Here is a 26,259-nt window from a genome sequence, read left to right as displayed (position 1 = left end):
CGCTCACTGGCCGGCTCCGCCCGGGACGCCGCTGAAGCCGCCCGGCGGCATGCCGCCGCCCTGCTGCATCTGCTCGCGGAACTGCTGGATCTGCTCCTGCATCTGCTCGTTGCCGCCGGACCCGCCGGGGCCGGTGAAGCCGGGGATCTCGACGACGTCACCCGCGGTGAGGCCGGTGAGCACCTCGGTGACCATGCCGGACGTCTCGCCGGTGGTGACGGTGACCCGCTCGGTGGCGCCCGTCGCGGCGTCGGTGACCTTGTCGACGTACGTCGTGTCGCCGTCGGTGTGCAGCGCCCGGCTGTCGACGGTCAACACGTCGGTGCGTTGGCTGACGACGATCGCGATGTCGGCCGACGTGCCGGCGTACAGGTCGTCGCGCTGACCGGTGACCTCGATGGTCACCGGGAAGACCGCGGCGCCCGAGGAGTCCGCCTCCGCCACGAGGCCCACCTCGGAGACGGTGCCGTAGACGGTGTCGTCGATCCCGCTGACCGTGATCGCGGTCTGCAGACCCTTCTTCACCTTGGCCACGTCACCGCTGGCGACGGTCGCCTCCACGACGTACGTGCCGGTCGAGACCACCGTGATGGTCCCGTCCGTGCTGTCTCCCGAGCTCGAGGGGCTGCCGGAGGAACCGACGGTGTCGCCGACCTCGATGCCGACCGCGGTGACGGTCCCGGCTGTCGTCGAGCGCAGTACGGCGTCCGCGACCGCCTCCTTCGCCTGGGCCAGGCTCGACTCCGCGGCGAGGACCGCCGCCTCGTCGGCGCTGGTCTGCTCGTCGGAGGCACCGTCGGAGAGGTGCTCGGAACGGGCCGTCCTCGCGGCGTCGAGCGCGCTGTCGGCGGCGTCGAGCTCGGCCTGGAGGACGTCGTCGTCGACGGCCGCGAGCTTCTGGCCCTTCTTCACCTTGTCGCCCGGCTCGACGTACACGGCCGTGACGGTGCCGCTGACGTCGAAGCCCAGGTCGGCGGTCGTCGCGGCGGCCACGGTGCCGCTGGCGGTCACGGTCTGCTGGAGGGTCTGGGTCGCGACGGTGGCCGTGGTGGTCGCGGCAGCCGCCGGCTCGCCGTCATGCAGCAGCAGCCAGCCGCCGGCGCTTGCGGCGATCACGACGAGGGCGACCAGTCCGAGGACGAGCCGCCGGGGACGACGGAGGCCGCCGACGCGGCGCAGGAGCTTGCGTTTCACGGGCCCGACTCTGTTCGGCCGGACTGTGGCGCCCCTCGGCCGTACCTATGGGCGCGCTGTGAGGGTGACGCTGATCCGGGTGTCCCCCGGGACGCTGTGCAGCGCGACCGATCCGCCGTGGGCGCTGACGATCGCCTGCACCAGCGCGAGCCCGAGCCCGATGCCGTCGGAGCGGTGCCGGGACGCATCACCACGGGTGAAGCGCTCGAAGGCGGTGTCGACCAGGTCCGGCGGGAAGCCCGGTCCGTCGTCGTGCACGTCGAAGCCGTCGGGCCGCACCGTCACCGTGACCGTGGTGCCCGCGGGCGTGTACTTGCGGGCGTTGGTCAGCAGGTTGGTCACGACCTGGTGCAGCCGCTGCTCGTCGCCCGTGGTCTCGACCGGCTCACCGTCCTCGGGCAGCACGATCCGCCAGCGGTGGTCCGGGGCGATCACCCGGGCGTCGTCGACGGCCTCGAGCAACATCCGGGTCAGGTCGACCGGCTCGGCGGCGAGCGGACGGCCGGCGTCGATCCGGGCCAGCAGGAGCAGGTCCTCCACGAGGGCCGTCATCCGGCCCGCCTCCTCCTCGACCTTGGCCAGCGCGACCGCCGTGGTGTCGGCGTCGCCACGACGACGGGCGAGCTCGGTGTAGCCGGCGATCGTGGTCAGCGGCGTGCGCAGCTCGTGGGAAGCATCGGCCACGAACTGGCGGACCTGCTGCTCGCTGCGGTGCCGCGCCGAGAGCGACGACTCGACATGGGCCAGCAGCTGGTTGAGGGCGAGGCCGACCTGTCCGGCCTCCGTGCGCGGATCGGTGAGGCGCTCGGGAACACGCTGGGTGATCGCGATCTCGCCCTCGTCGAGCGGGGTCGCGGCGACGGCGTGTGCGGTGGCGGCGACCTCGGTGAGGGGACGCAGCTGGCGGCGTACGACGGCCGTGCCGGCCATCGCGGCGACCACCGTGCCGAGCAGGCCCAGGACGATCTCGAGGCGGACGAGGGAGCCGGTCGCCTCGTCGACGTCCTCGGTGGGCAGGCCCGCGACCAGGGTGATCCCGTCTCGCTCCTCGCGGCTGCGGAGGACGCGGTAGCTGCCCAGGCCGGGAAGGTCGACGGTGCTCGGCTCCCGGCCGGCGTCGTGCAGGATCGCCAGGACTGATGCGTCCAACGACCGCTGCTGGATGCCTGCATCGGTGAACACGACGATGTCACCCTGACCCACGTTGCCGGCGAACCGTGCCAGGACCCGGCCGTTGGCACCGAAGCCGCCCGGTGGACCACCTTCCCCGGGACCGCCGCGGGTCAACGACGCGACGTCGGAGTCGAGCCGGTGGGTCAGCCACGCGTGCATGCCCAGCGTGGTGACGGTGCCGACGAGCAGCGACACCACCGCGACCAGGGCCACGGCGGTGATGACGAGCCGCGCGGTGAGCGAGTGCGGCCAGAGCCGACCCATCAGCCGGCCGGCTTCAGCACGTAGCCCGCGCCCCGCATCGTGTGGATCATCGGATCGCGGCCGGCGTCGATCTTCTTGCGCAGGTAGGAGATGTACAGCTCGACGACGTTGGCCTGGCCGCCGAAGTCGTAGTTCCAGACCCGGTCGAGGATCTGGGCCTTGCTGAGTACCCGGCGCGGATTGCGCATGAGGTAGCGCAGCAGCTCGAACTCCGTCGCCGTCAGCGCGATCTCCTCGCCGGCGCGGGTGACCTCACGGCTGTCCTCGTCGAGCACCAGGTCGCCGACGACGAGGGTGGAACGACTCTGCTCGACGGCGGTGCCGGCCCGGCGTACCAGCGCCCGGAGACGGGCGACGAGCTCCTCGAGGGAGAACGGCTTGGTGACGTAGTCGTCGCCGCCGGCGGTGAGGCCCGCGACCCGGTCCTCGACGGCGTCGCGGGCGGTCAGGAAGAGCACCGGGACGCTCGGGTCGTCGGCACGGATCCGGCGGAGCACCTCCATGCCGTCGTGGTCGGGCAGCATCATGTCGAGGACGACGACGTCCGGGCCGTGGCTGCGCACCGCCGTGACGGCGTCGGTGCCGGTGTGGGCGGTCTCCACCGCCCAGCCCTCGTAGCGCAGCGCCATCGCCACGAGCTCGGCGATGTTGACCTCGTCGTCGACGACGAGGGCGCGCAGCGGGGTGCCGTCGGGACGGGTCGCGGTCTGGCTCATGACAAGAGACTGTGCCAGCAACCTGTGCGGATCCTGTGGATCCCTTGTGCGGATCCTGCGGCTCTTCACGGCCGGGTCACAGGGTCATCACAGGGTCCGGAGCGAACGTGGAGGCATGACCCAGCACGACGACCCGACCCCCGACCCCACCCCCGCGCACGACCCCGCACCCGACCCCGCACCCGACCCCGCGCTCGACCGGGCGGCCGACGTACCGCCCGATCCGCCGGCCGCTCCCCCGGCGCCCGCGCCGGTCCTCAAGACCCGCTGGCGCGACCGGGCCTTCAACCTGCGCGCGATGGTCGCGGTCGGCCTGGCCGGACTGGTGCTCGGCGCGGGCGCCGGTGCGGGTACGGCGCTGGTCGCCGGCCACGACGACGGCCCCGACTTCCGCCACCAGCGGATGGACGGGCCCGGTGAGCGCGGCTTCCCCGGATGGGGCGGGCGCAACGACCAGGACGGTCCGCCGCCCGGGATGGGCCAGGTGCCGCCCGGGTCGTCGCAGCAGCAGGACGACTCCTCCGGCGGTACGTCGCAGGCGCCGTCGAGCAGCTGAGACCGACCGTCGGGGGCCGGGAACGACGAAGCCCCGCCGGGAGATCCCGGCGGGGCTTTCGCGTTGGCTCCCCCGATTGGACTCGAACCAATAACCCTGCGATTAACAGTCGCATGCTCTGCCAGTTGAGCTACGGGGGAAAGCTGCTCTCCACCGCGTGGTGGAAGCGGGGAAACACTAGCAAGGACGCGGCCGTCGCCTGAAATCGAGGTGGCGCTCAGGGGGTGACGTCGGCCTGGGCAGCGGCCAGCGCCTCCCGGACGACGGCGTCGACCTGCGGGTCGGCGGGGTCCAGGCCGTCGTCGTACTCGACGAACCAGGCCAGCTCGCCGCGAGCGCCGGGAGCGCGGCGGGCGAGGATCCGCACCTCGCGGCGACCCGAGACCACGACGTGACGCTGGACGGCGATGCTGGCGGTGACCCGCTCGCGGACCAGCTCGAGGAGGCGGCCGGCGTCGTCGAGGCGGAGCAGGTGGACCGGGCTCGGCTCACCGAAGCCAGCGACCTCGACCACGCGCAGCGTGAGCTCCTCCTGGTCCCAGTCCGCGCTGGCGACCTGCTCCCACGGGACCCGGTCGGGCAGGTAGAGCGCATCACGGGTGCCGCCGACGAGATGCGGGCCGTCGCCGGGCTGCCGGAGGCTGGCCCACGCAAGCAGCCGCTCCCCCGCGCCGACCGGGAACGGCGGGCGACGGGACGGCAGCGGGGGAAACCTCACAGACCGCCGCCGACGATCTTCTCGCGCAGGGTCCGCCGGTGCTGCTCGAGCGCGGCGAGCTCGCCGAACATCTTGTTGTAGTCGGTGGGGTTGTCGAGCGGGTTGGTGCGCTGCAGGCGCGACTTCACCTCGTCGATGCGGCGCAGGACGGTGAGCTCCTGGAGCCGGAACAGGTGGGTGGCGATGTAGCCCGTGTCGATGTCGCGATTGGCGGGGATCGGCTCGACCGCGAGCGCGCTGACGATCGACGACACCGCGGGGTCCGTGGCGGCGTCGCGGACGTGGGAGACCCAGCCGGCGTCGTTCTGGCCCGCGACCGCTCCGCCAGCGGCCGTGATCGCCTCCCAGACACCCCGGTAGGTGGGGTGGACGAAGTCGTTGAGGCCGATGTCGGCGCTGGTGCGGCCGATCGCGACCGGGTGCTGGAGGACCAGCTTGAGGGTCTCGCGCTCGATGCCGAACCGCGGGTCGCGCAGGTCGGGGACCCGGCTCGCGGGCGACGACGGCTCCGGGGCCCGCTCGGCGGCTCGGGCGGTCTTCATCCCGCGGTCGGTCTGGGGGCCCTTGGCCGCGGCGCGTCGTACGGCGGCCAGGACCTGGTTGGTGTCGATGTCGGCTCCGACCAGCCGCGAGATCTCCTGGGCGAACGCGGTGACCTTGGACTGGTCGCGCACCGAGGCGACTAGGGCAGCCGCGTCGCGGACGGCGTCGATGCGGCCGTCGGCGCGGTCGAGGTCGTGGCGCTTGACGACGTTCTCGAGCACGAAGCGGTACAGCGGGCGCCGGCTGGCGATCAGCTCGCGGACCGCGTCGTCGCCCTCGGTGATCCGCAGCTCACAGGGGTCCATGCCGTCGGGGGCGACCGCGACGTACGTCTGGGACACGAAGCGCTGGTCACCCTCGAAGGTGCGCAGCGCGGCCTTCTGGCCGGCCTCGTCGCCGTCGAAGGTGAACACGACCTCGCTGCGCAGCTCGGCGTGGTCGTCGAGGAAGCGGCGCAGGACGCGGGCGTGGTCGTCGCCGAACGCGGTGCCGCAGGTGGCGACGGCGGTCTCGACGCCGGCGAGGTGGCAGGCCATCACATCGGTGTAGCCCTCGACCACCACGGCCTTGGAGGTGAGCGCGATCGGCTTGCGGGCCAGGTCGATGCCGTAGAGCACCTGGCTCTTCTTGTAGATCGGCGTCTCGGAGGTGTTGAGGTACTTGGCCTCGATCCGGTCGTCCTCGAAGATCCGGCGCGCCCCGAACCCGATGGTGTCGCCGTTGGTCTCGCGGATCGGCCACAGCAGGCGGCCGCGGAACTTGTCGTAGAGCGAGCGGCCCATCGCCACCAACCCGGCGGCGATCACCTCCTCGCGGGTGAACTTGCGGCCGTTGAGGTGGCGCCACAGCGCCTCACCGTCGCGCGGCGCGAAGCCGACGCCGAACTTCAGGGCGGCGTGCTGGTCGAACCCGCGCTCGGCCAGGAACTGCCGAGCGGCCAGCGCGTCGGGGGTGCCGAGCTGCTCGGCGTAGAACTCCTGCGCGACGGCGTGCGCCTCGACCAGCCGGCGCCGCTGCGGGCCCTTGGGCCGATCGTCCTGGCCGGTCTCGTCGCGGCGCAGCTGGATGCCGTACTTGTCGGCCATCCGCTCAACGGCCTCGCCGAAGCTGAGGCCGTCGATCTTCATCAGGAAGGTGAAGACGTCGCCGCCTTCCTGGCAGCCGAAGCAGTTGCCGGTGAGGATGTTGTCCTCGAGCGTGAATGCGTGGCCGTCCTCGACCTCGGCGCAGAACACCTCCTCGACCCGGTCGGTCTCCTCGACGCTCTCGACCACCCAGCCGCGCCGGGCAAACGCCTTGTGCGCCTCCACGAACCGCTGGCGGTGGGAGTCGAGGAGGAAGAAGTCCTCCTCGAGGTCCTCGTTGACGAGGTGGATCCGGAACAGCTCAGACGGCTCGGTTCCGAGTCCTAGCCTCGTCTGCGAGGTGATGCCGTACGTAGCGATGCCGAGCCGCGTGCACACGGTGCGGAAGAACTCGAGGTCGTCACGGTCGGCCGAGTTCATGATGACGGTGCCGTCGGCCGCTACGCAGCCGTCTGCGGAGAAGTAGCCCGCGAGCCATCCGTAGAGGTAGGGCACCGACTCGTCGAGGGAGGGGCGGTCCTTGAAGAACTTCGGCAGGTGATGGACGAGCAGGTTGCCGTCACCGCGGTCGCTGGTGTGGCTGTTGGGGAACCACTTGAGCATCGCCTCGTCCTTGGGCGGACAGATCAACGCCATCGATCCGGTGCCATTGAGGGTGCCGTCGCCGTAGGTGAAGCCGTGCGCGATGCCGAACGGCGACGGCGTGCTGCGCCGGATCCGGGACCGCGGGAACTTCGAGACCAGTCGATCGCCGGACTTCAGGTCGGTCGTGAGGATCTCGCGCGCGTTCTTCTGCGCCTTGCCTGACCGGATGAACCAGCGGTGACCGTCAGTGGCGTAGAGGTCCTTGCGCTGCCGGTTGCGGGTGACCGTGATCCGGTGGAGCCGTTGGACGCCGTACGACTTGAATGGGGCATCGATCCAGTCGCCCCGGGCACCGAGGATCCGGTGAACGCCGCCCGCGAGGTCGCGGATCTCGCGGGGGCCGTCCCAGGTCAGCACCCGGGTCTCGCCGGCCAGGCAGTGGAAGAAGCCCCGGCTCGGCGTCACGTGGAAGGACGGGGACTTCTCGTCGTGGAACGGGCACAGGCCCTTCATCGAGCCGCCCCCGGCGTTGCGCAGGGTGACGTACGACGACACGACCTCGTCGATCTTGACCCGCTCACGGACCGCGGCGATGTCCTCGTCACGAATCCGGCCCACCATGCGGCGATCCTACTGAGCGGTCCGCGAGCAGCGAGCGGCAGTCGACCTGCCTGTGGACGGGGACGCGTTCGCGCAGGTCGGCGTGACCTTCGTCGCTCCGTCTCGTTGCTCGATCGGGAGGACCGCACGAAGGGGTCTGGGGATGAGCGTTCGGGGAGGGGCCGGGCATGGAGCAGTCACGCCGCCGCACCAGCTGGCCGGTGACCCTCGTCGTGATGCTCTTCGCGCTCTCGACCCTGGTCATGGTCCTCAAGGACAGCGGGGACGACGAGACCGAGGCGGGCACGACGCCGGCGGCGTCGGTCGACCTGGACCTGAAGAAGCTGCCGGTCAGCTCCACGCACACGACGATCGAGGCGGCGCCGCAGGACCCGCGCCCGACCAGGACTCCCTCCGGCACCGTGGTGCACCCGAAGCGGGTGACGGCGCTGTACGACGAGCCCGACGGCAAGCCGTTCGGCAAGCTGCGGCCGACCGAGTTCGGCGACGTCTGGCTGCCGGTGATCACCCGCAACCGCGACTGGGTGCAGGTGCTGCTGCCGTCGAAGCCGAACGGCTCGACGGGGTGGATCCGGGGCTCCGAGCTGGCCGAGGCGCACAGCCGGTTCCGGGTCGAGGTGCACCTGGGCGAGCGCACGCTGGCGCTGTTCGAGGACGACGCGGTGGTCGGGACGTGGACCGTGGCGATCGGTGCCAGCGGCACCCCGACGCCGGTCGGCCGGACCTTCGTGCTCGGTCAGATCATCGACGACCAGCAGCCGTTCTCGCCGGTGATCATGCCGCTCGGCACGCACAGCGAGACCCTCGACTCCTACGGCGGCGGGCCCGGGACGGTGGCGCTGCACGGCTGGACCGACCCGTCGGTCTTCGGCAAGGCGATCAGCCACGGCTGCGTGCGGGTGCCCGATGACGCCCTCGACCTGCTGCGCACCGTCCCGATCGGCACCCCGGTCATGGTCGACGAGGCCTGACCACCACGAACTGCTCCATCTCGGGGACAAGTGATGAAGATGAAGGGGAACACCATGAAGAACAAGCGGCATCTGGCTCCGCTGGCCGGCGCCCTCGTCCTGGTGGCGGGAGCGGCGACGTCCGCGGCCGTCCTCACGGGCGGTACGGCGACCGCGGCGGGTACCCCGTCGTCTGCCTTCGGCCTCGAGCTGGCCATCGCCGGCAACGGCGTGATCCCGCGGACCCCCGCGGTCAGCTCGACGGACGGCTCGCTCAAGACCGACTCCCTCATCGGGCTCCCCACCAACCCGGTTGCCAGCGGCGGCATCGTCAACGCCTCGGCCCAGAACGGCGCGGCCAGCGCGAGCGTCACGGACCTCGCGGTCGGCGAGGGCCTGATCAAGACCCTCGGCCTGCCGAAGGAGGTCACCACGCAGCTCCAGAGCGGCTGCACCCAGCTCACCACGGCCCTCGAGGCCCTCACCGGCCCGGTCGGCGACGCGCTCGACACGATCCTCCCGCAGCTCCAGGGCGCCCTGGACCAGGTCGCGGACGCGACGAAGGGCACGCCGCTCAACCTGAGCGCGCTCGGTGCCCTGGACATCACCAAGCTGACCGACCCCGACCAGCTCAAGGCGCTGTGCTCGGTCCTCGCGGGTGACCTCAAGGTCGTCGGCGCCGGCGCGGTCGAGGCCAAGTGCACCGGCAACACCGGCACCACCACGATCGCGAACCTCAAGGCCCTCGGCCTCCCGGTCAACGTGGACACCAAGAAGGCCAACCAGTCGGTCAAGGTCTTCGACGTCCCCGGCGTCCCGCCGGTCGTCGAGCTCGTCGTCAACCGGCAGACGGCCAACGCCGACGGCACCTTCACCGTCGACGCGCTCTACGTCAACATCCTCGACCAGATCAAGCTCACCGTCGCCTCGGCGACCTGCGGCAACGTCACCAGCGACAAGGCGCCGGTCCCCGGCGACGCGCCGGCGCCGAAGCCGGTCAAGGAGCACGTCGCGGTCACCGGCTGACACCGGAACCCCTGATCGACTCGATCGGTCCGTCGCGCACCAGCGCGGCGGGCCGATCGGTCTTTGGCGCTAGCGGACGACCCGGTGGTGCAGGAAGACGACGCCGCAGCCGAAGGTGCGGGTCTCGACCAGCTCGAGGTCGACGCGGCGCTCGTCACGCAGGAAGTACGGCGTACCGCCGCCGACCAGGACCGGGTAGACCCGGATCCGGAACTCGTCGACCAGGCCCGCGTCGAGGAGCTGGGCCGCGAGGTCGGCGCCGCCGATGGCGATGTCACCCTCCCCCGGCTCGGCGCGGAGCCGCTCGACCTCCTCGACCAGCCCGCCGGCGAGGAGCCGCGCATGGCCCTCGACCTCGGTGAGCGTCGTGGAGAAGACGACCTTCGGGATGCTGCGCCAACGGCGGGCGAACTCGCCGGTGGAGAAGCCGAGTCCCGGCATCTCCTCGACCGTCTCCCACACCAGCATCGCCTCGTAGAGGCGGCGGCCCAGCAGGTGGACGCCGACCCCGCCGACCTCCTCGGTGCTGAACCGGAACACCTCCTCGTCGGGCGCCGTCCAGGCGAACTCGCCGTCCGGCCCGATCACGAAGCCGTCGAGGGAGACGCCCATCGAGTAGGTGACCTTGCGCATCGCGAGCTCCTGTCTCGTCGTACCTGATCAGCCCAGTAGTCGGTCGTGCCAGGCGACGGCGCTGGCATCGGTCAGCGAGGCGACCTGGTCGATGACGACGCGGGTCCGGGCCGCGTCGTCGCGCGCGGCGTGCCAGTCGGCGGCGTACATCTCGTCGAGGGCGTCCGGGCCGCGGTCGAGGAGCACCTCGACCAGGGCCGCGAGCAGCTCGCGCTGGCGGACCTGGAGCGCGACCCGGTCGGCCGCCTCCATCACGTAGTGCGCCGCGATCCCCTTGAGCACGGTGATCTCGGCCCAGGTCTCGGCGGGGATCACGAGGTCGCCGGCGTAGCGCACGAACGGGCCCTCGGTGGCGGCGAAGGTGGCCTGCTGGACAGCGCCGCAGAACCTCCCGATCACGTCGCTGGTGAGGTTCTTGAGCGCGGCGAGGCCCGCGCGCCCGCCGTCGTACGGCGTCCGCGGCCAGCTCCCGACGGCACGCAACCGGTCGAGGACGGCGTCGAGCTCGGCGTCGGTCGCGTCGGGGCGGTACCAGACCCGGACCGTGTCCCACAGCGCCGCGGTGTCGAGGCGGGTCAGGTCGACCTTGCCGGCCACGGTGCCGTCCTCGACGTCGTGGACGGAGTAGGCGACGTCGTCGGCGAGGTCCATCACCTGTGCCTCGAGGCAGCGACCACCGTCGGGCGCGCCGGCCCGGAGCCACTCGAAGGCGGGCAGGTCGTCGTCGTACACCCCGAACTTGCCGGCGTGCCCGGCCGCCTCCGTGGGCCCCCAGGGGTACTTGGTGCAGGCGTCGAGCGTGGCCCGGGTCAGGTTGAGCCCGGCGCCGGGCGTCTTGGCCTCGAGCCGGGTCAGCAGGCGCAGGGTCTGGGCGTTGCCCTCGAAGCCGCCGCAGGTGGACGCCAGCTCGGCCAGCGCACGCTCGCCGTTGTGGCCGAACGGCGGGTGGCCGAGGTCGTGGGCGAGGGCCGCCGTCTCGGTGATGTCGGGGTGGATGCCCATCGCGCGGGAGAGGTCCCGCGCGATCTGGGCGACCTCCAGGCTGTGGGTCAGCCGGTTGCGGACGAAGTCGTCGCTCTGCGGGCCGACCACCTGGGTCTTGGCGGCGAGACGTCGGAAGGACGCCGCGTGCACCACCCGCGCCCGGTCGCGCTCGAAGGGCAGCCGTTCGGGCGCCTCCACGCGCTTCGGCGGCTCGGGCACGATCCGCTCGCGCGCGTGCGCGTCGTACCGCTGCTCGACCGGGTCCACGCAGCGACCCTAGTGGTCCTCAGCGCACCGGCGCGCTGCTTCGACCCTCGGCGCGTCCGCTGAGCTCGGCGTCGAGCGTCTCCTGCGCGACGCGCATCAGGTCGGCGTACCGGGGCTCCTGCAGGCGCTGCCACATGACGTCCTCGGGGACGTCCTCGACCTGGCTGACGACCCACCAGATGTTGCCGAACGGGTCCTTGATCCGGCCGTCGCGCTGCCCGAAGGCGCTGTCGCCCAGCTCGGTAACAACCGTGGCGCCCGCGGCGGCGGCCCGGGCGAAGGCGGCGTCGGCATCGGCGACCCAGACCCGCAGCAGGCTGGGCATCGCGGGCCACTCGGGCCGGCGGTCGAAGGCGAGGACGACGGTGTCGCCGACCCGGATCTCGCCGTGGCCGACGGTGCCGTCCGCGGTCGCCACCCGGGCCAGCTCCTCGCCGTCGAGGACGTCGGTGACGAAGTCGAGGAAGGCGCCGGTGTCGTCGGTGACCACCCAGGGAGCGACGGTGGTGTAGCCGGCGGGGACGTGGGTCTCGATCATGGTGGATTCCTCTCGGTGGGGGTGTCGGGCGCCACGCTAGGACCGAGATAGGACCGTTCCTGTCCTGCTTTCGGGAGAGGATGACGACATGTCCGGACCGACCTCGCGCCTCCTCTCCCTGCTGTCGCTGCTGCAGACCGCGCGGACCTGGTCCGGGAGCGAGCTCTCAGAGCGGCTCGAGGTCACCCACCGCACGGTGCGGCGCGACATCGACCGGCTGCGCGAGCTGGGCTACCCGATCGAGGCCGAGCTGGGCGTCCACGGCGGCTACCGCCTGGTGGCCGGTACGTCGATGCCGCCGCTGCTCCTCGAGGACGACGAGGCGGTCGCGGTCGCGCTCGGCCTGCGCGCGATCGCCGTGCTCGGCCTCCCGGAGCTCGAGGACGCCGGCGTCCGGGCGCTCACCAAGCTCGGCCAGTCCCTGCCCTCACGCCTGCGGCACCGGGTCCGCACCCTCGCCGCGAGCACCACCACCTGGCGCTCCCCCACCGGCGCGGCCGCCGATCCCGACGTGCTGACGACCCTGGCCGCCGCGGCCGCCAACCGGGAACGGGTCCGGATGTCCTACGAGACCCGCGACGGCTCCCACGGTCCCCGCCACGTCGAGCCCCGCCACCTGGTCAGCGCCCACCGGCGCTGGTACCTCGTCGCCTTCGACCTCGACCGCGACGACTGGCGCACCTTCCGGGTCGACCGGATCCAGGACCCCCGTGCCACAGGGGCGCGGGCCCGCCACGACCTGCCCGCGCCCGACGTCTCGGCCTACCTCGAGCAGAGCGAGCAGGCCCTCGGTACGACGTACCGCGCCGACGTGACACTGCACCTGCCCCTCGCCACGGCCCGGGAACGGCTCCGGGACCACCTCGGCGACGGCGCGCTCGCCCCGGAGGGCGAGCACACCCGGTGGCGCAGCGCCGAGGACACCCCGGAGTGGTTGGCGATGCGGCTGCTCCTGCTGGACTGCGCGTTCACCGTCCACGGACCGCCGGCGCTGCGAGAGCGTCTCGACGCGATCCATGAGCGGACCCGGAGCTGAACGAGGATCCGTCGGCCGCCGCCAGCACGGCGATGCCGAGGCAGCCGGCCACCATCGTGGCGCCGAGGACCAGCCAGCCGACCGGACCGAGGGCGAGCACGAGCGGCAGGGCGATGCTGGGACCGACGATCCGGGCCGCACTGGTCGACATGGAGTACGCCGCCTGGTAGCGACCCTCAGCGGCGGCCGGGACGTCGCTGAGCGCGACCCGCCAGGTGGCCAGTCCGCCGCCGACCTCGCCGACGGTCAGCGCGAGGACGCCGAGGATCACCACGACGCTGAAGGCGAGCGGCGAGTCGGCCCGGGCGGAGATCGCCAGCAGTGCGCTGGCGACACCCAGGGCGAGCGCGGCGACGACGGCAGTCCGGACGGTGGTCCGCGTCGACGTGACCCGCGCCGCCCACGGTCGCTGCCCCACGATCACCGCGACGGTGTTGAGCGCCAGCGCGACTGCGGACAGCCAGGGCGGACCGCCGGCCCGGAGCACCACCCAGACGGGGAGGATGACCGAGAGCACCGGCATCGTCAGCTGGATGGCCGCGGCGAGCCCGAGGGCCGTCGCGAACCGGCGATCGCGCAGGGCGAGCAGCATCCCGCCCCGCGCCGGGCTCGTGGCGGCCGCACCGGGACGCCGGCGGCCGGTCAGCGCGACCAGGAGAAGGGCAGCGATCGTCATGGCGACCGCACCGACGCCGTACGCCGTCGCGGTGGTGGGTCCGAGGTCGACGGCGGCCAGGAGGGCGCCGATCGTCGTACCGGCTCCGATGCCGGCGTTCAGCAGCATGTGCATCGTGGCCCGGATGGCCAGCCGGTCGGCGGGATCGGCGCCCTCGACGGCGAGGGCCTGGCGGGCGGCCCCCGAGGCGGACTGCGCGACCGCGAAGGCGATCGCGGCCGCGGTGAACCCGGCGCCGGTGTCGGCGAGCGCGTACCCGGCCAGGGCGATCGCCGCCAGCGCGGAGAACGCGGCCGCCGCACGGCCCAGCCCGAGCCGGTCGGTGAGCAGGCCCAGCGGCACCGCCAGGGCGATCGCGGTGCCGGCGCCCAACGCCAGGATGACGCCCACGGACGCGGGCGGCAGGTCGAGGGCGACGGTGGCGTGCAGGACGATCGTGGAGAGCACGATGCCCTCGACCGTCGCGGTGCCGAGCTGGACGGTGCGGATCAGTCGCTGCCGAGTGGTGGTGTCCATGAGTTCAGCGTGCGCCGCCGTGGCTCAGTAGTCCAACAGATGTTGCTACTGCTCGCTAGTATCAACACTTATGGAGGTGCATCAGCTCCGGTACGCGCTCGCGGTCGCGGACGAGGGCTCGTTCACGGCAGCCGCGCAGGCCCTGCACGTCACCCAGTCCGGCGTCAGCGCCCAGGTCGCGCTGCTCGAGCGCGAGCTCGACACCCGGCTCTTCGACCGGACGCCGAAGGGCACCCGGGTGGCCGCCTCGGCAGCCCCGGTCCTCGACCAGATCCGTCGCACCGTCGCGGAGCTCGACCGCGTACGAACGACGGCCGACGAGATCAACGGTCTGGTCAGCGGGGCGGTCGCGGTGGGCGCAGTCGCCGGCCTGACCTGGCCGGCGTTCCTCGACGGGATCCAGTCGGTCCACGACGACCACCCCGGCCTGGAGCTCTCGCTGCGCGAAGGACGCTCCTTCGAGCTGCAGGCCGACGTCGCGGCCGGCCACCTCGACCTGGCCCTGGTCTCCTGGCCGGACCGGCCGCTGGCCGGGCTCGCCTCCTGGGTCGCCCTCGACGAGCGCGTGGTGGCCGTCGTCGGGCCCCGGCACCCCTGGGCCCGGCGCACGCAGGTCTCGCCCGCCGAGCTCCTCGACGAGCCGGTGATCTGCACCTCGGAGGGCACCGGCATGCGGCTGGCCTACACGACCCTGATGCGGGCCGAGGGCCTGCCCGCACCCGTGACCTGGGACGTCACCCTGCCGACCACGGCACGCGCCCTGGCCGCACGGGGTCTCGGCGTCGCCGTCGTGACCAGCTCGTCGGCGGACGCCCCCAGCGACCTGCGCCACGTCGCGGTCACCTCGGCGAACGCCACCTCGCGGCTCGGTCTGGTCTGGCGCGCCGACCCGACGCCGTCGGCCGCCGCCCGGGCGACCCTGGCGGCGCTACGCGCGCACCTGGAGCAGTCTCAGTAGACCGAGACGTGCACGTGGTCGTAGTGGTTGGCGGTGGCCGAACCCCGGTTCGGCATGCCCCGCCAGCCCTCGCCGGAGCGCTCGACCGACCAGATCTTCTGGGAGAAGATGATGTAGGAGACGCCGAGGGCGGCGTAGTTGGCCCGGACGAACTCGGCGACCTTCCATCCCTCGGGGCCCGAGATCATGATGTCGACCGCACGACCGGTCTCGTGATCGCCCGAGATCGAGGCGCCGCGGAAGGTGCCGTAGACGCTGATGTCGGGGAAGTTGGCGCAGACCGCGTCGTGGATCTTCTTGATGCTCGCGCTGACCGCGTCGGGCACCGTGGTGCCGTTGGTGCAGGCGCCACCGAGCGTCGGGGGCTTCTCGTCGGTGAAGTAGCCGGCGGTGACCCAGCGGGACTTCCCGTCGACGACGATCTCGGCGCGGTCGGCGTACTTGCGGCCAGTGACGAGGACCTTGTCGCCCTCCTCGACCTCGCCGACCTCCTTGCCGCGCTTGTCGGGGCGCGACCACAGGTTGAGGGACGTCGAGGCCCACTGCTTCTTCGCGTCGGCGACCGCGAGGGCGGTCGCCGAGTCGGAGAGCAGGGCGTCGAGCCTGGTGCCGATCGCGTCGGCGGAGCGGTCCGTGCTGCGGGAGATCAGCGGGAGCCGGTTGCCGGTGTCGCCGACGGAGCCCGCGGCGGCCTTCGAGCGGTCGACCGCCACGAGGTCGGCGCTGGGGCCTGCGGAGTTGAGGACGCCTCCCGTGACGACCGCAGTGGTCGCGAGGGCGGCGAGGGAGCCGGCCAGTACGGCGGCTCGGGGCGTACGTCGCGCGGTTTCCCGCTTGTGGCTGGTGGCCACGCGCTGATCCTTTGCTGTCGCTTACAGATGCATCCCGAGAACCCTGACCTGCGCCAGAGCATCGTGCTACTAGAGCACAACGATCAAGCCTTCAACCAATTGGTGAGACCGCTCATCAAGGTGAGCCGGCTCACCCCACGGGTCACCCGCCGGTGGTCTCGTTGACGTCCTCGAGCACGCCGACACCCCCGCCGGAGAGGCCGTCGGTGTCGTCGAGCCAGCCCTCCGGGAGCACGATCCGCGAGCGCGGCGCGCCCTGCCGGCCGCGCGGCGCACCCAGCTCGGAGGCCGGGAACGGCTCGGCCGGGTCGAGCTCGGCGAGCAGCCGGTCGAGCGCGGCCAGCGAGTCGACCAGGCCCAGCGAGCGGCGCAGCTCGCCACCGGCGCGGAAGCCCTTGAGGTACCAGGTGACGTGCTTGCGGAACTCCTTGCAGCCCCGCTCCTCCCCCATGTGCTCGCACAGCAGCTCGGCGTGCCGGCGCATCATCGTGGCCACCTCGCCGAGGGTCGGCAGCGTCGTCTCGCCCGGACCGTCGTCGGAGAAGGCCGCGGCGAGGTCGCGGAACAGCCAGGGCCGGCCCAGGCAGCCGCGACCGACGACGACACCGGCAGCACCGGTCTCCTCGATCATCCGCAGCGCGTCGGCGGCCTCCCAGATGTCGCCGTTGCCGAGCACCGGGATGTCGACGGCGGCGACCAGCTCGGCGATCGCGTCCCAGTCGGCCTGACCGGAGTAGGCCTGCGCGACGGTGCGGCCGTGCAGCGCGATCGCGGCGACGCCGGTCTCCTGGGCGATCCGGCCGGCGTCGAGGAAGGTGAGGTGGTCGTCGTCGAGGCCCTTGCGGGTCTTCATCGTCACCGGTACGTCGTACGGCGCCGCGGCGGCGACCGCCTCCTCGAGGATCGCCCCCAGCAGGTTCCGCTTCCACGGCAGCGCGCCGCCGCCGCCCTTGCGGGTGACCTTGGGGACCGGGCAGCCGAAGTTGAGGTCGACGTGCGCGACGCCGTACTCCTCGCACAGGATCTTCGTCGCCTGGCCGACGTACGTCGGGTCCGTGCCGTAGAGCTGGACCGAGCGGACCGTCTCGAGCTCGTCGAAGACCAGCATCCGCTTGGTCGTCTCGTCGCCCTCGACCAGCCCGCGGCTGGTGATCATCTCGCAGACGTAGAGCCCCGCGCCGTGCTCGGCGCACAGCCGACGGTAGGCCGCGTTGGTGATGCCCGCCATCGGGGCGAGCACCACCGGGGTGGGCACGTCGAGGGTGCCCAGGCGCAGGCCGGTCACGACGCCCCGGTGGCAGCGTCGGAGGGCGTGGCGGAGGGGGTGGCCGAGGCCGACCCCGAGGGCGACTCCGACGCCTGCTCGCCGGCCTTGTGCTTCTTGCCCTTCTTCCCCGGCTTCTGGACCGGGCTCAGCTCCCCGCTCCACGTGATCGGGTCGAGGCCTCCGAACGGCGGGAACGAGACCTTCTCCAGCGCGTGGGTCGGGGCGATGAAGTAGACCTGGCACAGCTCGGCGGTGGCATCGGCCGCGAACGGCGTCGGCAGCGGGTCGCCGGAGCAGACCGGCAGCTGGTCGGCCTTGTAGTAGTTGGGCGCCTCGAGCGTGGTGCCGTCGTCGCCCCACAGGACGTTGTCGAGCCGCAGCCCGCCGAGGTCGGTGTCACCGACGTTGGTGACCTTCACCCGAACGAAGTACGGCGTGCGTGCGGCCGTGGCCGCGTCGACGTTCCACCCCGGGAAGGACTCCTGGAAGGAGGTGCGCTCGATCCGCTCGACGCTCACCGCGAGCACCCCGACCTCGTCCTGGCGACGCTGGAAGGCCACGACGCCCTCCTGGCCGAGGCCGAGCCGCGTGCCCGGCTCGGTGAGGGTGACGTCGCTCGGCACCGGGAGGTAGTCGGCCGCGGCGCTCGAGGTCGCCTCGGTCGGCTTCGCCTTCTTCGCGTCCTTGGTGTCGTCCGATCCGCAGCCCGAGAGGCCGGCGGCCACCACGAGGGCGGCCACCGGCACGGCGACGGACCGGAGGGTCAGCACCCGACGAGCCGCTCGGCGAAGTAGGACGTCAGCTTGGACAGCGAGACCCGCTCCTGGGACATGGTGTCCCGGTCGCGGACGGTGACGGCCTGGTCCTCGAGGGTGTCGAAGTCGACCGTGACGCAGTACGGCGTACCGATCTCGTCCTGGCGGCGGTAGCGCTTGCCGATCGCGCCGGCGTCGTCGAAGTCGACGTTCCACAGGGTGCGCAGCTCGGTGGAGACGGCCTTCGCCTTCGGGGTGAGGTCCTCGTTGCGGCTCAGCGGCAGCACCGCGGCCTTGACCGGGGCCAGGCGCGGGTCGAGGCGCAGCACGGTCCGCTTGTCGACGCCGCCCTTGGTGTTGGGCGCCTCGTCCTCGGCGTACGCGTCGACGAGGAAGGTCATCAGGCTGCGCGAGAGACCGGCTGCCGGCTCGATGACGTAGGGGACGTAGCGGGTGTTGGAGGCCTGGTCGAAGTACGACAGGTCCTTGCCCGAGTGCAACGCATGAGTCGACAGGTCGAAGTCGGTGCGGTTGGCGATGCCCTCGAGCTCACCCCACTCGGAGCCGGCGAAGTTGAAGCGGTACTCGATGTCGGTGGTGCCCTTCGAGTAGTGGCTCAGCTTCTCCTCGGCGTGCACGTAGTGGCGCAGGTTGTCGGGGTTGATGCCGAGGTCGACGTACCAGCGGGTGCGTTCCTCGATCCAGTAGCGGTACCACTCCTCGTCCTCGCCCGGCTTGACGAAGAACTCCATCTCCATCTGCTCGAACTCGCGGGTGCGGAAGATGAAGTTGCCGGGCGTGATCTCGTTGCGGAAGCTCTTGCCGATCTGCGCGATGCCGAACGGGGGCTTCATCCGCTGCGAGGTGACCACGTTGGCGAAGTTGAGGAAGATGCCCTGCGCGGTCTCGGGGCGCAGGTAGTGCAGGCCCGACTCGTCCTCGACGACACCGAGGTGGGTCTTGAGCATGCCGGAGAACTCGCGGGGCTCGGTCCAGGCGCCGCGGGTGCCGCAGTTGGCGCAGACGACGTCCTTGAGGTCGACGTCGTCGGGGTTCGCGATGCCCTTCTTCTCGGCGTACTGCTCCTGGAGGTGGTCGTAGCGGTAGCGCTTGTGGCAGGAGAGGCACTCGGTCAGCGGGTCGTTGAACGTCGCGACGTGGCCCGAGGCCTCCCAGGTCTGCCGCGGCAGGATCACGCTGGAGTCGAGGCCGACGACGTCGTCACGGCTCTGCACCATCGAGCGCCACCACTGGCGCTTGATGTTCTCCTTGAGCTCCACGCCCAGCGGGCCGTAGTCCCAGGCCGAGCGGGTGCCTCCGTAGATCTCGCCGCAGGGGTAGACGAAGCCTCGACGCTTCGCGAGGGAGACGACCTGGTCGACGGTGGACGGGGGCGGCTTGGCCACGGTGATTTCCTTGTGGGGGACGAGCCCGGCTGGCTGTCGGGCGGGTGTGTGGACTGCTCGCGGAGCGAGCCGTCGGCGAAGGCCCTAGGTTACGCGAGGCTCCACCACGTTCAGCACTCCGCCGGGCTCGACGACCTCGTAGGCGCCGGGCTCGTCGACGGCCCGGCTGAGCACGGGGACGCCGTGCAGCTTGAGGTCGTACGTCGACAGGGCGCGCCGGTAGGCGCCGACGTTGGCCCAGCGGGTGGTGAGCGTCCACAGGTCCGGGTCGTCCAGGTTGCGGCCGACCCAGCCGTCGACGTACCCGGTCTGGGCGGCGAGGAGTCCGTGGACGAGCTCGAGCTCGGCCCGGAGACGGGCCGGGTCCTCCCCTGCGCGGAAGCGGTTCACGACGAGCACGGCCGCACTCTACGCAGGCCGCGCCCCTTGACGCGGCCGGGCGGCGACGCCGACTATGACAGACGTCATAACCCGGCCGACAGGAGCTCCCGATGACGACCGAGACGACCGACGCGACCTGGCAGAAGACCGCGTGCATCCTCTGCGAGTGCAACTGCGGGATCGAGGTGCAGGTCGAGGACCGCCGGCTGCTGAGGATCCGCGGCGACAAGTCACACCCGTCGTCCGCGGGATACACGTGCGAGAAGCCGCTGCGGCTGGACCGCTACCAGAACGGCACGCCGCGACTGACGAGCCCGCTGCGGCGGCGCGCGGACGGCGGGTACGACGAGATCGACTGGGACACCGCGGTCTCCGAGATCGCGCAGCGGCTGGTGGCGATCCGCGACGAGCACGGCGGCGACAAGATCTTCTTCTACGGCGGCGGGGGCCAGGGCAACCACCTCGGCGCCGGCTACGGCCAGGCACTGCAGGCCGCGCTCGGCGTGCGCTACCGCTCCAATGCGCTGGCGCAGGAGAAGACCGGTGAGATGTACGTCGACGGCCGGCTCTACGGCGGCCACACGAAGGGCGACTTCGAGCACGCCGAGGTCGTGGTGTTCGTCGGCAAGAACCCCTGGCAGTCGCACTCCTTCCCCCGTGCCCGGCCGGTGCTCAAGGAGATGGCGGCCGACCCGGCGCGCACGATGGTGGTCATCGACCCGCGGCGCAGCGAGACCGCGGCGATGGCCGACGTCCACCTGCAGGTACGTCCCGGGACCGACGCGTGGTGCCTGGCCGCGCTCGGTGCGGTCCTCGTGCAGGAGGACCTGGTCGACCACGCCTTCCTGCGCGAGCACACCACCGGCGCCGAGCCGGTGCTGGCGGCGTACGCCGAGGTCGACGTCGCCGACTTCGCCGCCCGCTGCGGGGTCGACGAGGAGCTGATCCGCTCGACCGCCCGGCGGATGGCCGCGGCCGCCAGCGTGTGCACCTACGAGGACCTCGGCATCCAGCAGGCGCCGCACAGCACGCTGTCGTCGTACCTCAACAAGATGCTGTGGATCCTCAACGGCAGCTTCGCGCAGAAGGGCGGGATGTTCCTGCACTCCACCTTCGCGGCGCTCGCCGGCGGCCCGGGTGGCGGCGGATCGAAGGCCACGCCGGTCACGGGGGCACGGATCATCTCGGGGCTGGTGCCGTGCAACTCGATCGCCGAGGAGATCGACACCCACCACCCCGACCGGTTCCGGGCGATATGGATCGACAGCGTCAACCCGGCGCACTCGCTGGCCGACTCCGCCGCCTTCCGGCGAGCGATGCGCAAGCTCGAGCTGAGCGTCGTGGTCGACATCGCGATGACCGAGACCGCGCGCGAGGCCGACTACGTGCTGCCGGCGGCGAGCCAGTTCGAGAAGTGGGAGTGCACGTTCTTCAACGTCGACTTCCCGGAGAACGTCTTCCACCTGCGCGCGCCGCTGATGGAGCCGTTGGCCGGGACGCTGCCGGAGCCGGAGGTCTACGCGCGGGTGGTCCGGGCGCTCGGCGTGGTCGACGACACGGCGCTGGAGCCGTTGCGGGCCGCGGCCGAGGCGGGCCTGCCGGCGTACGCCGACGCCTTCTTCGCCGCCGTCTCCGCGGACCCGCGGCTGATGGGGCTCGCCGGGTTCGTGCTGCACGAGACGCTCGGGCCATCGCTCGGCAGCGCGCGCGGGACCGCCGCCCTGTGGGGCGTCGCGCAGCTGTGCGCGATGAACCAGCCCGACGCGGTCGCCCGTGCGGGCTTCACCGGCACCGGCTTCGAGCCGGGCAACCGGCTGTTCGAGCGGATCCTCACCGGCGAGGCCGTGGTGTTCACGCGCGACGACCACGAGAACGCCTGGGACTACGTACGACGCCCCGAGCGCCGCTTCACCCTGGAGATCCCCGAGCTGCTCGAGCGGCTGCGGGCCCTGGCCGACGAGCCGAGCTCGTGGACGAGCGAGGAGTTCCCGTTCGTGCTGTCCGCCGGCGAGCGGCGCGCGTTCACGGCCAACACGATCATCCGCGACCCGTCGTGGCGCCGGCGCGACGCGGCGGGCGCACTGCGGATCAGCCCGGACGACGCGTGGGCGCTGAGCGTGCGGACCGGCGACTCGTTGCGGGTCGTGACCGAGGCCGGGTCCGCGCTGGCGACGGTCGAGGTGACCGACACCCTGCAGCCTGGGCACGTGTCGCTGCCCAACGGGCTCGGCGTCACGCACCCGGACGGCACACCCGGCGTCGCCCCCAACGAGCTGACGTCGCTGCACCACCGCGACTGGCTGGCGGGCACGCCGTGGCACAAGTACGTCCCGGCCCGGCTGGAGCGGGTGTGACCACCCGGGCCCGCTCTCCGCGCGACGCGATGCTCGACAGCGCGATCGCGCTCTTCCGCGAGCGCGGGGTGGCGGCGACCTCGCTGCGCGACGTGGTCGCCCACAGCGGCGCGCCGCGCGGGTCGATCTACCACCACTTCCCGGGCGGCAAGGAGGAGCTGGCGCGCGAGGCGACGCAGCGGGCGGGCGACTACATCGCCGGCCTGATCGCCCGGCTCGTCGAGGCGGACGACACCGGCGCACTGGTCGACCTGCTCGTCGACCACTGGTCCGGCGTGCTGCTCGGCAGCGACTTCGCCGCGACCTGCCCGATCGCTGCCGCAGCCCTGGCGCCCGACGACACGGCGAGCGCGCGGGACGCGGCCGGGGTGGCGTTCGGGCAGTGGGAGGAGCTGCTCGCGGGAGCCCTGCGCGAGCGCGGCGTCTCCCCCGCCGAGGCCGCCGACCGGGCCGCACTGGTGGTCGCCGCGATCGAGGGGGCACTGCTGGTGAGTCGCGCTCGTCGTACCGATGCGCCGTTGCGGGCCGTGGGGCGGGAGCTGGTGCGCCACCTGGGCTGAGGCACGTGGACTTGACCGGAGGACGCGCGTTGTTGAGAATGATTCTCATGCGCTTGTCTTCCGGTCTCGCCACGTTGTCCGCCGTCGCCCTCGCCGGCCCGCTCCTCGCGGGCTGCTCGGCGTTCAGCGACCCGGCCGACGACGGCAAGGTGACGGTGGCGGCGGCCTTCTACCCGCTGGCGTACGTCGCCGAGCGGGTCACCGAGGGCACCGGCGCACGGGTGGACCTGCTGACCCAGCCGGGGACCGAGCCGCACGACCTCGAGCTCACCATCAAGGAGACCGCGGACCTGGCGGACGCCGACCTGGTCGTGTACGAGTCGGGCTTCCAGCCGGCCGTCGACGACGCCGTCGAGCAGAACGCGACCGGTGCGACGCTGGACGCCACGAAGGTCGTCGACCCGGTCCCGTTCGAGGAGCACGCCGACGAGCACGCGGAGCACGCCGAGGAGGGCTCGGGGCAGGGCGAGCACCACGACCACGGCAACCTCGACCCGCACTTCTGGCAGGACCCGGTCCGCGTCGCCGACCTGGCCGACGCCGTCGCCGGGAAGCTGGCCGACGTCGACGCCGCCCACGCCGACCGTTACCGCGCCAACGCGAAGGAGCTGCGCGCCGACCTGACCGCCCTGGACGAGGCCTACACCGCTGGTCTGGCCGACTGCGAGCGTGACACCATCGTGGTGTCCCACGACGCGTTCGGCTACCTGGAGAAGTACGGCCTGCACGTCGCCTCGATCGTGGGCCTCTCCCCCGACGCCGAGCCGACCGGCGCGGTCCTCGGGGAGCTGCAGGAGCTCATCAAGACGGAAGGCATCACCACGGTGTTCAGCGAGCCGCTCAAGCCGGCGCTCGGCGAGAGCTTCGCCGCGGACCTCGGCCTGACCAACGGGGTCCTCGACCCGGTCGAGGGGCTCACCGACGCGACTGCCGACGAGGACTACCTGTCGCTGATGAAGACCAACCTCGCGACCCTGCGCACCGCGAACGGCTGCCGATGAGCGCCACCCCGGCGGTCGAGGTCCGCGACGTGAGCGTCGCCCTGGGCGGACGACCGGTGCTGCGCGGCATCGACGTGGCCGTCGTACCCGGTGACTTCGTGGCGCTGATGGGCGCCAACGGCTCGGGCAAGTCCACGCTGGTGCGGGCGATGGTCGGCCTGCGGCCGCTGATCGGCGGCGAGGTACGGCTGTTCGGCACCCTGCTCGACGAGTACGACGCCTGGAGCCGGATCGGCTACGTCCCCCAGCGCGCCACCGCCGGCTCGGGCATCCCGGCCTCCGTGTGGGAGGTCGTCGCGGCCGGCCGGCTGACCCGGCGCCGGCTGCTGCGGCCGCTGTCGAAGGTGGACCGCGCGGCCATCGACGACGCCCTCGAGGTGGTCGGGCTCGCCGACCGCCGCCGCGACGCCGTCACCAACCTGTCCGGTGGCCAGCAGCAGCGGGTGCTCATCGCCCGCGCGCTCGCCGGCGAGCCGGAGCTGTTCTTCCTCGACGAGCCGACCGCCGGCGTCGACCTGCCCAACCAGCAGGTGCTCGCCGACACGCTGCGCCGGCTCAAGGAGCGCGGCGCGACCATCGTGCTCGTCGCCCACGAGCTCGGGCCGCTGGCACCCCTCGTCGACCGGGCCGTCGTGCTCCGCGACGGCCGGGTGGCGTACGACGGCGCCGCGCTGCGCGACCACGAGGTGCACCAGCCCTGGTTCGCCGAGCCGCACACCCACCATCACCATCACGACCACGTCCCCCACCCGACGGCGCCGCTGAGCTCCGACGACCAGCTGCCGGGAGACCTCCTGTGAGCGCCATCGAGCTGTTCAGCCAGCCGTTCATGCAGCGTGCGCTCATCGCCGCGCTGCTCACCGGCCTCGCCGCGCCGGCGATCGGCACCTTCCTCGTCCAGCGCCGGCTCGCCCTCATGGGCGACGGGATCGGGCACGTCGCCGTCACCGGTGTCGCGCTCGGCCTTGCCACCGGCGCCTCCCCGTTGTGGACGGCGGTCCTGGTCGCCGTGCTCGGGGCGGTGCTGATCGAGGTGATCCGCGAGCGCGGCCAGACCAACGGCGACGTCGCCCTGGCGCTGCTGTTCTACGGCGGCCTGGCCGGCGGCATCTTCATCAGCGGGCTGTCCGGTCAGAGCGGCGCTGCCCTCAACCGGTACCTCTTCGGCTCGCTGACCACCATCTCCCCGGGCGACGTGCTGATCACGATGGTGCTCGCCATCGCCGTCGTCGGGCTGTGCGTCGGACTCGCGCCGCAGCTGTTCGCGGTCGCCCAGGACCAGGAGTTCGCCCGGGTCGCCGGGCTGCGGGTGCGCGTCTACAACGTGCTCGTCGCCGTGCTGGCCGCCGTGTCGGTCACGGTCGCGATGCGCACGGTCGGCCTGCTGCTCGTCTCCGCGCTGATGGTCGTCCCGGTCGCCACCGCCCAGCAGCTGACCCGGTCGTTCCGCACGACCATCGGCGCCGCCATGGTCCTCGGCACCCTGGCCTCCGTCGGCGGGCTGGTGGCAGCCACCTTCGCGTCGTACAAGGCAACCGTGGCGCCCGGCCCGACCATCGTGCTGCTCGCCCTCGCCTGCTACGCCGTCGCGTGGCCGATCGGCATCTGGCAGCGCCACCGCGCCCGCCTGCGCGAGCCCTTCGCGTCAGGCCAGGCGGTCCCGTCGCACGATGCCTGCGGTACGCACCCGCATGCGCACGGCCCCGGGTGCGGCCACCTCGCCGTCCCCCACGACGACCACGTCGACTACGTGCACGACGGGCACCGCCACGCGGTCCACGGCGCGCACTACGACGAGCACTAACCCTGGCTGGTGGGGTTCGGCTCGGCGCCGCCGTACCGTCGGTCGCGACGGGCGTACTCGTCGATCGCGGCCCACAGGTGGCGGCGGTCGACGTCGGGCCAGAGCACGTCGGAGAAGACGAACTCCGAGTACGCCGCCTGGTAGAGCATGAAGTTCGAGAGCCGCTGCTCGCCCGACGTACGCCAGATCAGGTCGGCGTCGGGGAGCTCGGGGACGTAGAGGTAGCGCCCCAGCGTGCGCTCGTCGACCTTGTCGGGGTTGACCCGGCCGGCGGCGACGTCGCGGGCCAGCGCCTTGGCCGCGTCGCCGAGCTCGGAGCGGCCGCCGTAGTTGACGCACATGGTGAGCGTGAGGACGTCGTTGTGCTTCGTCATCTCCTCGGCGACCTGGAGCTCGGTGATCACCGACTTCCACAGCCGGGGCGCACGACCGGCCCAGCGGACCCGGACGCCGAGCTCGTGCATCTCGTCGCGGCGGCGGCGGATGACGTCGCGGTTGAAGCCCATGAGGAACTTGACCTCCTCGGGGCTGCGCGACCAGTTCTCGGTGGAGAAGGCGTACGCCGAGATCGCCTTCACGCCGATCTCGATCGCGCCCTCGACCACGTCGAACAGGCTCGACTCGCCCTCCTCGTGGCCCTTCGTGCGCGGCAGCCCGCGCTCCTTGGCCCACCGGCCGTTGCCGTCCATCACGACCGCGACGTGGTGCGGGACCAGCTCCGCGGGGATCGCCGGCGGCGTTGCGCCCGACGGGTGGGGCGTGGGCGGGCGGACCGGGCCGCGGAGGGCGGCAGCCGCCGCGGCGGCGCGGGTACGACGGGTGGAGCGGGTCACGGGAGCAG

At 72.2% G+C, this 26,259-nt stretch carries 25 protein-coding genes, 1 tRNA gene and 1 pseudogene; 10 read left to right on the top strand and 17 right to left on the bottom strand.

Features of this window, described 5'->3' with window-relative positions:
• Positions 1-3: 3 nt before the first annotated feature.
• The 3 genes from ACZYRU_RS18955 to ACZYRU_RS18945 are packed head-to-tail and all read right to left on the bottom strand — an operon-like array spanning position 4 to position 3,347.
• Entirely contained in the window at positions 4-1,194 is a 1,191-nt protein-coding gene (locus ACZYRU_RS18955; RefSeq protein ID WP_488958642.1) for an efflux RND transporter periplasmic adaptor subunit, read from the bottom strand.
• A 45-nt stretch (positions 1,195-1,239) separates the two neighbouring features.
• Positions 1,240-2,631 (bottom strand): sensor histidine kinase, encoded by a 1,392-nt coding sequence (locus tag ACZYRU_RS18950; RefSeq protein ID WP_488958641.1) that lies wholly within the window; start codon positions 2,629-2,631, stop codon positions 1,240-1,242.
• Positions 2,631-3,347: a response regulator transcription factor gene (locus tag ACZYRU_RS18945; protein ID WP_488958640.1), complete on the bottom strand. Its 717-nt coding sequence runs from the start codon at positions 3,345-3,347 to the stop codon at positions 2,631-2,633. The genes ACZYRU_RS18950 and ACZYRU_RS18945 overlap by 1 nt, the downstream gene beginning before the upstream one ends.
• A 115-nt stretch (positions 3,348-3,462) precedes the next feature.
• Between ACZYRU_RS18945 and ACZYRU_RS18940 the strand changes: the two genes are divergently transcribed.
• Positions 3,463-3,903 (top strand): hypothetical protein, encoded by a 441-nt coding sequence (locus ACZYRU_RS18940; RefSeq protein ID WP_488958639.1) that lies wholly within the window; start codon positions 3,463-3,465, stop codon positions 3,901-3,903.
• A 64-nt stretch (positions 3,904-3,967) separates the two neighbouring features.
• Here the strand turns inward: ACZYRU_RS18940 and ACZYRU_RS18935 are convergent.
• The 4 genes and pseudogenes from ACZYRU_RS18935 to ACZYRU_RS18920 form a co-directional block, all read right to left on the bottom strand.
• Positions 3,968-4,043, bottom strand: a tRNA-Asn gene (locus tag ACZYRU_RS18935).
• Positions 4,044-4,120: 77 nt separating this feature from the next.
• Positions 4,121-4,621 (bottom strand): hypothetical protein, encoded by a 501-nt coding sequence (locus ACZYRU_RS18930; RefSeq protein WP_488958638.1) that lies wholly within the window; start codon positions 4,619-4,621, stop codon positions 4,121-4,123.
• Positions 4,618-6,852 (bottom strand): DNA primase, encoded by a 2,235-nt coding sequence (gene dnaG / locus ACZYRU_RS18925; protein ID WP_488958662.1) that lies wholly within the window; start codon positions 6,850-6,852, stop codon positions 4,618-4,620. The genes ACZYRU_RS18930 and dnaG overlap by 4 nt, the downstream gene beginning before the upstream one ends.
• 417 nt (positions 6,853-7,269) lie before the next feature.
• Positions 7,270-7,455: pseudogene (locus ACZYRU_RS18920) on the bottom strand (CHC2 zinc finger domain-containing protein); the annotation flags it as partial.
• A gap of 167 nt (positions 7,456-7,622) precedes the next feature.
• Here ACZYRU_RS18920 and ACZYRU_RS18915 point away from each other — a divergent pair.
• The gene (locus ACZYRU_RS18915; protein ID WP_488958637.1) at positions 7,623-8,426 is read left to right on the top strand and encodes a L,D-transpeptidase; all 804 of its coding nucleotides are present in this window, start codon (positions 7,623-7,625) and stop codon (positions 8,424-8,426) included.
• A gap of 54 nt (positions 8,427-8,480) precedes the next feature.
• The gene (locus tag ACZYRU_RS18910; RefSeq protein ID WP_488958636.1) at positions 8,481-9,431 is read left to right on the top strand and encodes a hypothetical protein; all 951 of its coding nucleotides are present in this window, start codon (positions 8,481-8,483) and stop codon (positions 9,429-9,431) included.
• Between the two features lie 69 nt (positions 9,432-9,500).
• On the opposite strand, the gene ACZYRU_RS18905 is transcribed toward ACZYRU_RS18910, so the two are convergent.
• The 3 genes from ACZYRU_RS18905 to ACZYRU_RS18895 are packed head-to-tail and all read right to left on the bottom strand — an operon-like array spanning position 9,501 to position 11,853.
• Positions 9,501-10,064: a dihydrofolate reductase family protein gene (locus tag ACZYRU_RS18905; RefSeq protein WP_488958635.1), complete on the bottom strand. Its 564-nt coding sequence runs from the start codon at positions 10,062-10,064 to the stop codon at positions 9,501-9,503.
• 27 nt (positions 10,065-10,091) lie between these two features.
• Positions 10,092-11,315 (bottom strand): deoxyguanosinetriphosphate triphosphohydrolase, encoded by a 1,224-nt coding sequence (locus ACZYRU_RS18900; protein WP_488958634.1) that lies wholly within the window; start codon positions 11,313-11,315, stop codon positions 10,092-10,094.
• 19 nt (positions 11,316-11,334) lie between these two features.
• Positions 11,335-11,853, bottom strand: coding sequence for a VOC family protein (locus ACZYRU_RS18895; RefSeq protein ID WP_488958633.1), 519 nt, complete (start codon positions 11,851-11,853; stop codon positions 11,335-11,337).
• Positions 11,854-11,941: 88 nt separating this feature from the next.
• Between ACZYRU_RS18895 and ACZYRU_RS18890 the strand changes: the two genes are divergently transcribed.
• Positions 11,942-12,889 carry a helix-turn-helix transcriptional regulator gene (locus tag ACZYRU_RS18890; protein ID WP_488958632.1) on the top strand — a complete coding sequence of 316 codons (948 nt, stop codon included), beginning with the start codon at positions 11,942-11,944 and terminating at the stop codon, positions 12,887-12,889.
• On the opposite strand, the gene ACZYRU_RS18885 is transcribed toward ACZYRU_RS18890, so the two are convergent.
• Positions 12,822-14,081 carry an MFS transporter gene (locus ACZYRU_RS18885; RefSeq protein WP_488958631.1) on the bottom strand — a complete coding sequence of 420 codons (1,260 nt, stop codon included), beginning with the start codon at positions 14,079-14,081 and terminating at the stop codon, positions 12,822-12,824. The genes ACZYRU_RS18890 and ACZYRU_RS18885 overlap by 68 nt on opposite strands.
• Positions 14,082-14,157: 76 nt before the next feature.
• On the opposite strand from ACZYRU_RS18885, the gene ACZYRU_RS18880 reads away from it, so the two are divergent.
• Positions 14,158-15,039 carry a LysR family transcriptional regulator gene (locus tag ACZYRU_RS18880; protein WP_488958630.1) on the top strand — a complete coding sequence of 294 codons (882 nt, stop codon included), beginning with the start codon at positions 14,158-14,160 and terminating at the stop codon, positions 15,037-15,039.
• On the opposite strand, the gene ACZYRU_RS18875 is transcribed toward ACZYRU_RS18880, so the two are convergent.
• The 5 genes from ACZYRU_RS18875 to ACZYRU_RS18855 form a co-directional block, all read right to left on the bottom strand.
• Positions 15,033-15,890, bottom strand: a complete 858-nt coding sequence (locus tag ACZYRU_RS18875) for a VldE C-terminal domain-containing protein (RefSeq protein ID WP_488958629.1) — start codon at positions 15,888-15,890, stop codon at positions 15,033-15,035. The two genes, ACZYRU_RS18880 and ACZYRU_RS18875, sit on opposite strands and share 7 nt — an antisense overlap.
• A gap of 142 nt (positions 15,891-16,032) precedes the next feature.
• A complete protein-coding gene (gene dusB / locus ACZYRU_RS18870; protein WP_488958628.1) occupies positions 16,033-17,175 on the bottom strand; it encodes a tRNA dihydrouridine synthase DusB in 1,143 nt (380 codons plus the stop codon).
• Positions 17,172-17,927 carry a hypothetical protein gene (locus ACZYRU_RS18865; RefSeq protein ID WP_488958627.1) on the bottom strand — a complete coding sequence of 252 codons (756 nt, stop codon included), beginning with the start codon at positions 17,925-17,927 and terminating at the stop codon, positions 17,172-17,174. The genes dusB and ACZYRU_RS18865 overlap by 4 nt, the downstream gene beginning before the upstream one ends.
• The gene (locus tag ACZYRU_RS18860) at positions 17,921-19,318 is read right to left on the bottom strand and encodes a glycine--tRNA ligase (RefSeq protein ID WP_488958626.1); all 1,398 of its coding nucleotides are present in this window, start codon (positions 19,316-19,318) and stop codon (positions 17,921-17,923) included. The genes ACZYRU_RS18865 and ACZYRU_RS18860 overlap by 7 nt, the downstream gene beginning before the upstream one ends.
• Before the next feature lie 84 nt (positions 19,319-19,402).
• On the bottom strand, positions 19,403-19,717 hold the full coding sequence (locus ACZYRU_RS18855; protein ID WP_488958625.1) for an antibiotic biosynthesis monooxygenase: 315 nt from the start codon (positions 19,715-19,717) through the stop codon (positions 19,403-19,405).
• 92 nt (positions 19,718-19,809) lie between these two features.
• On the opposite strand from ACZYRU_RS18855, the gene ACZYRU_RS18850 reads away from it, so the two are divergent.
• The 5 genes from ACZYRU_RS18850 to ACZYRU_RS18830 are packed head-to-tail and all read left to right on the top strand — an operon-like array spanning position 19,810 to position 25,418.
• A complete protein-coding gene (locus tag ACZYRU_RS18850) occupies positions 19,810-22,053 on the top strand; it encodes a molybdopterin-dependent oxidoreductase (RefSeq protein ID WP_488958624.1) in 2,244 nt (747 codons plus the stop codon).
• Positions 22,050-22,613, top strand: coding sequence for a TetR/AcrR family transcriptional regulator (locus ACZYRU_RS18845; RefSeq protein ID WP_488958623.1), 564 nt, complete (start codon positions 22,050-22,052; stop codon positions 22,611-22,613). The genes ACZYRU_RS18850 and ACZYRU_RS18845 overlap by 4 nt, the downstream gene beginning before the upstream one ends.
• Positions 22,614-22,660: 47 nt before the next feature.
• Entirely contained in the window at positions 22,661-23,614 is a 954-nt protein-coding gene (locus tag ACZYRU_RS18840; RefSeq protein WP_488958622.1) for a metal ABC transporter substrate-binding protein, read from the top strand.
• Positions 23,611-24,414 carry a metal ABC transporter ATP-binding protein gene (locus ACZYRU_RS18835; protein WP_488958621.1) on the top strand — a complete coding sequence of 268 codons (804 nt, stop codon included), beginning with the start codon at positions 23,611-23,613 and terminating at the stop codon, positions 24,412-24,414. The genes ACZYRU_RS18840 and ACZYRU_RS18835 overlap by 4 nt, the downstream gene beginning before the upstream one ends.
• Positions 24,411-25,418 (top strand): metal ABC transporter permease, encoded by a 1,008-nt coding sequence (locus ACZYRU_RS18830; RefSeq protein WP_488958620.1) that lies wholly within the window; start codon positions 24,411-24,413, stop codon positions 25,416-25,418. The genes ACZYRU_RS18835 and ACZYRU_RS18830 overlap by 4 nt, the downstream gene beginning before the upstream one ends.
• On the opposite strand, the gene ACZYRU_RS18825 is transcribed toward ACZYRU_RS18830, so the two are convergent.
• A complete protein-coding gene (locus ACZYRU_RS18825; RefSeq protein WP_488958619.1) occupies positions 25,415-26,251 on the bottom strand; it encodes an isoprenyl transferase in 837 nt (278 codons plus the stop codon). The genes ACZYRU_RS18830 and ACZYRU_RS18825 overlap by 4 nt on opposite strands.
• Positions 26,252-26,259: the final 8 nt, after the last annotated feature.

It is taken from the genome of Nocardioides sp. F233, from assembly GCF_057813895.1.
The sequence above is the reverse complement of the archived record's forward strand: the minus strand, read 5'-3'. Positions and strand labels throughout refer to the sequence as shown.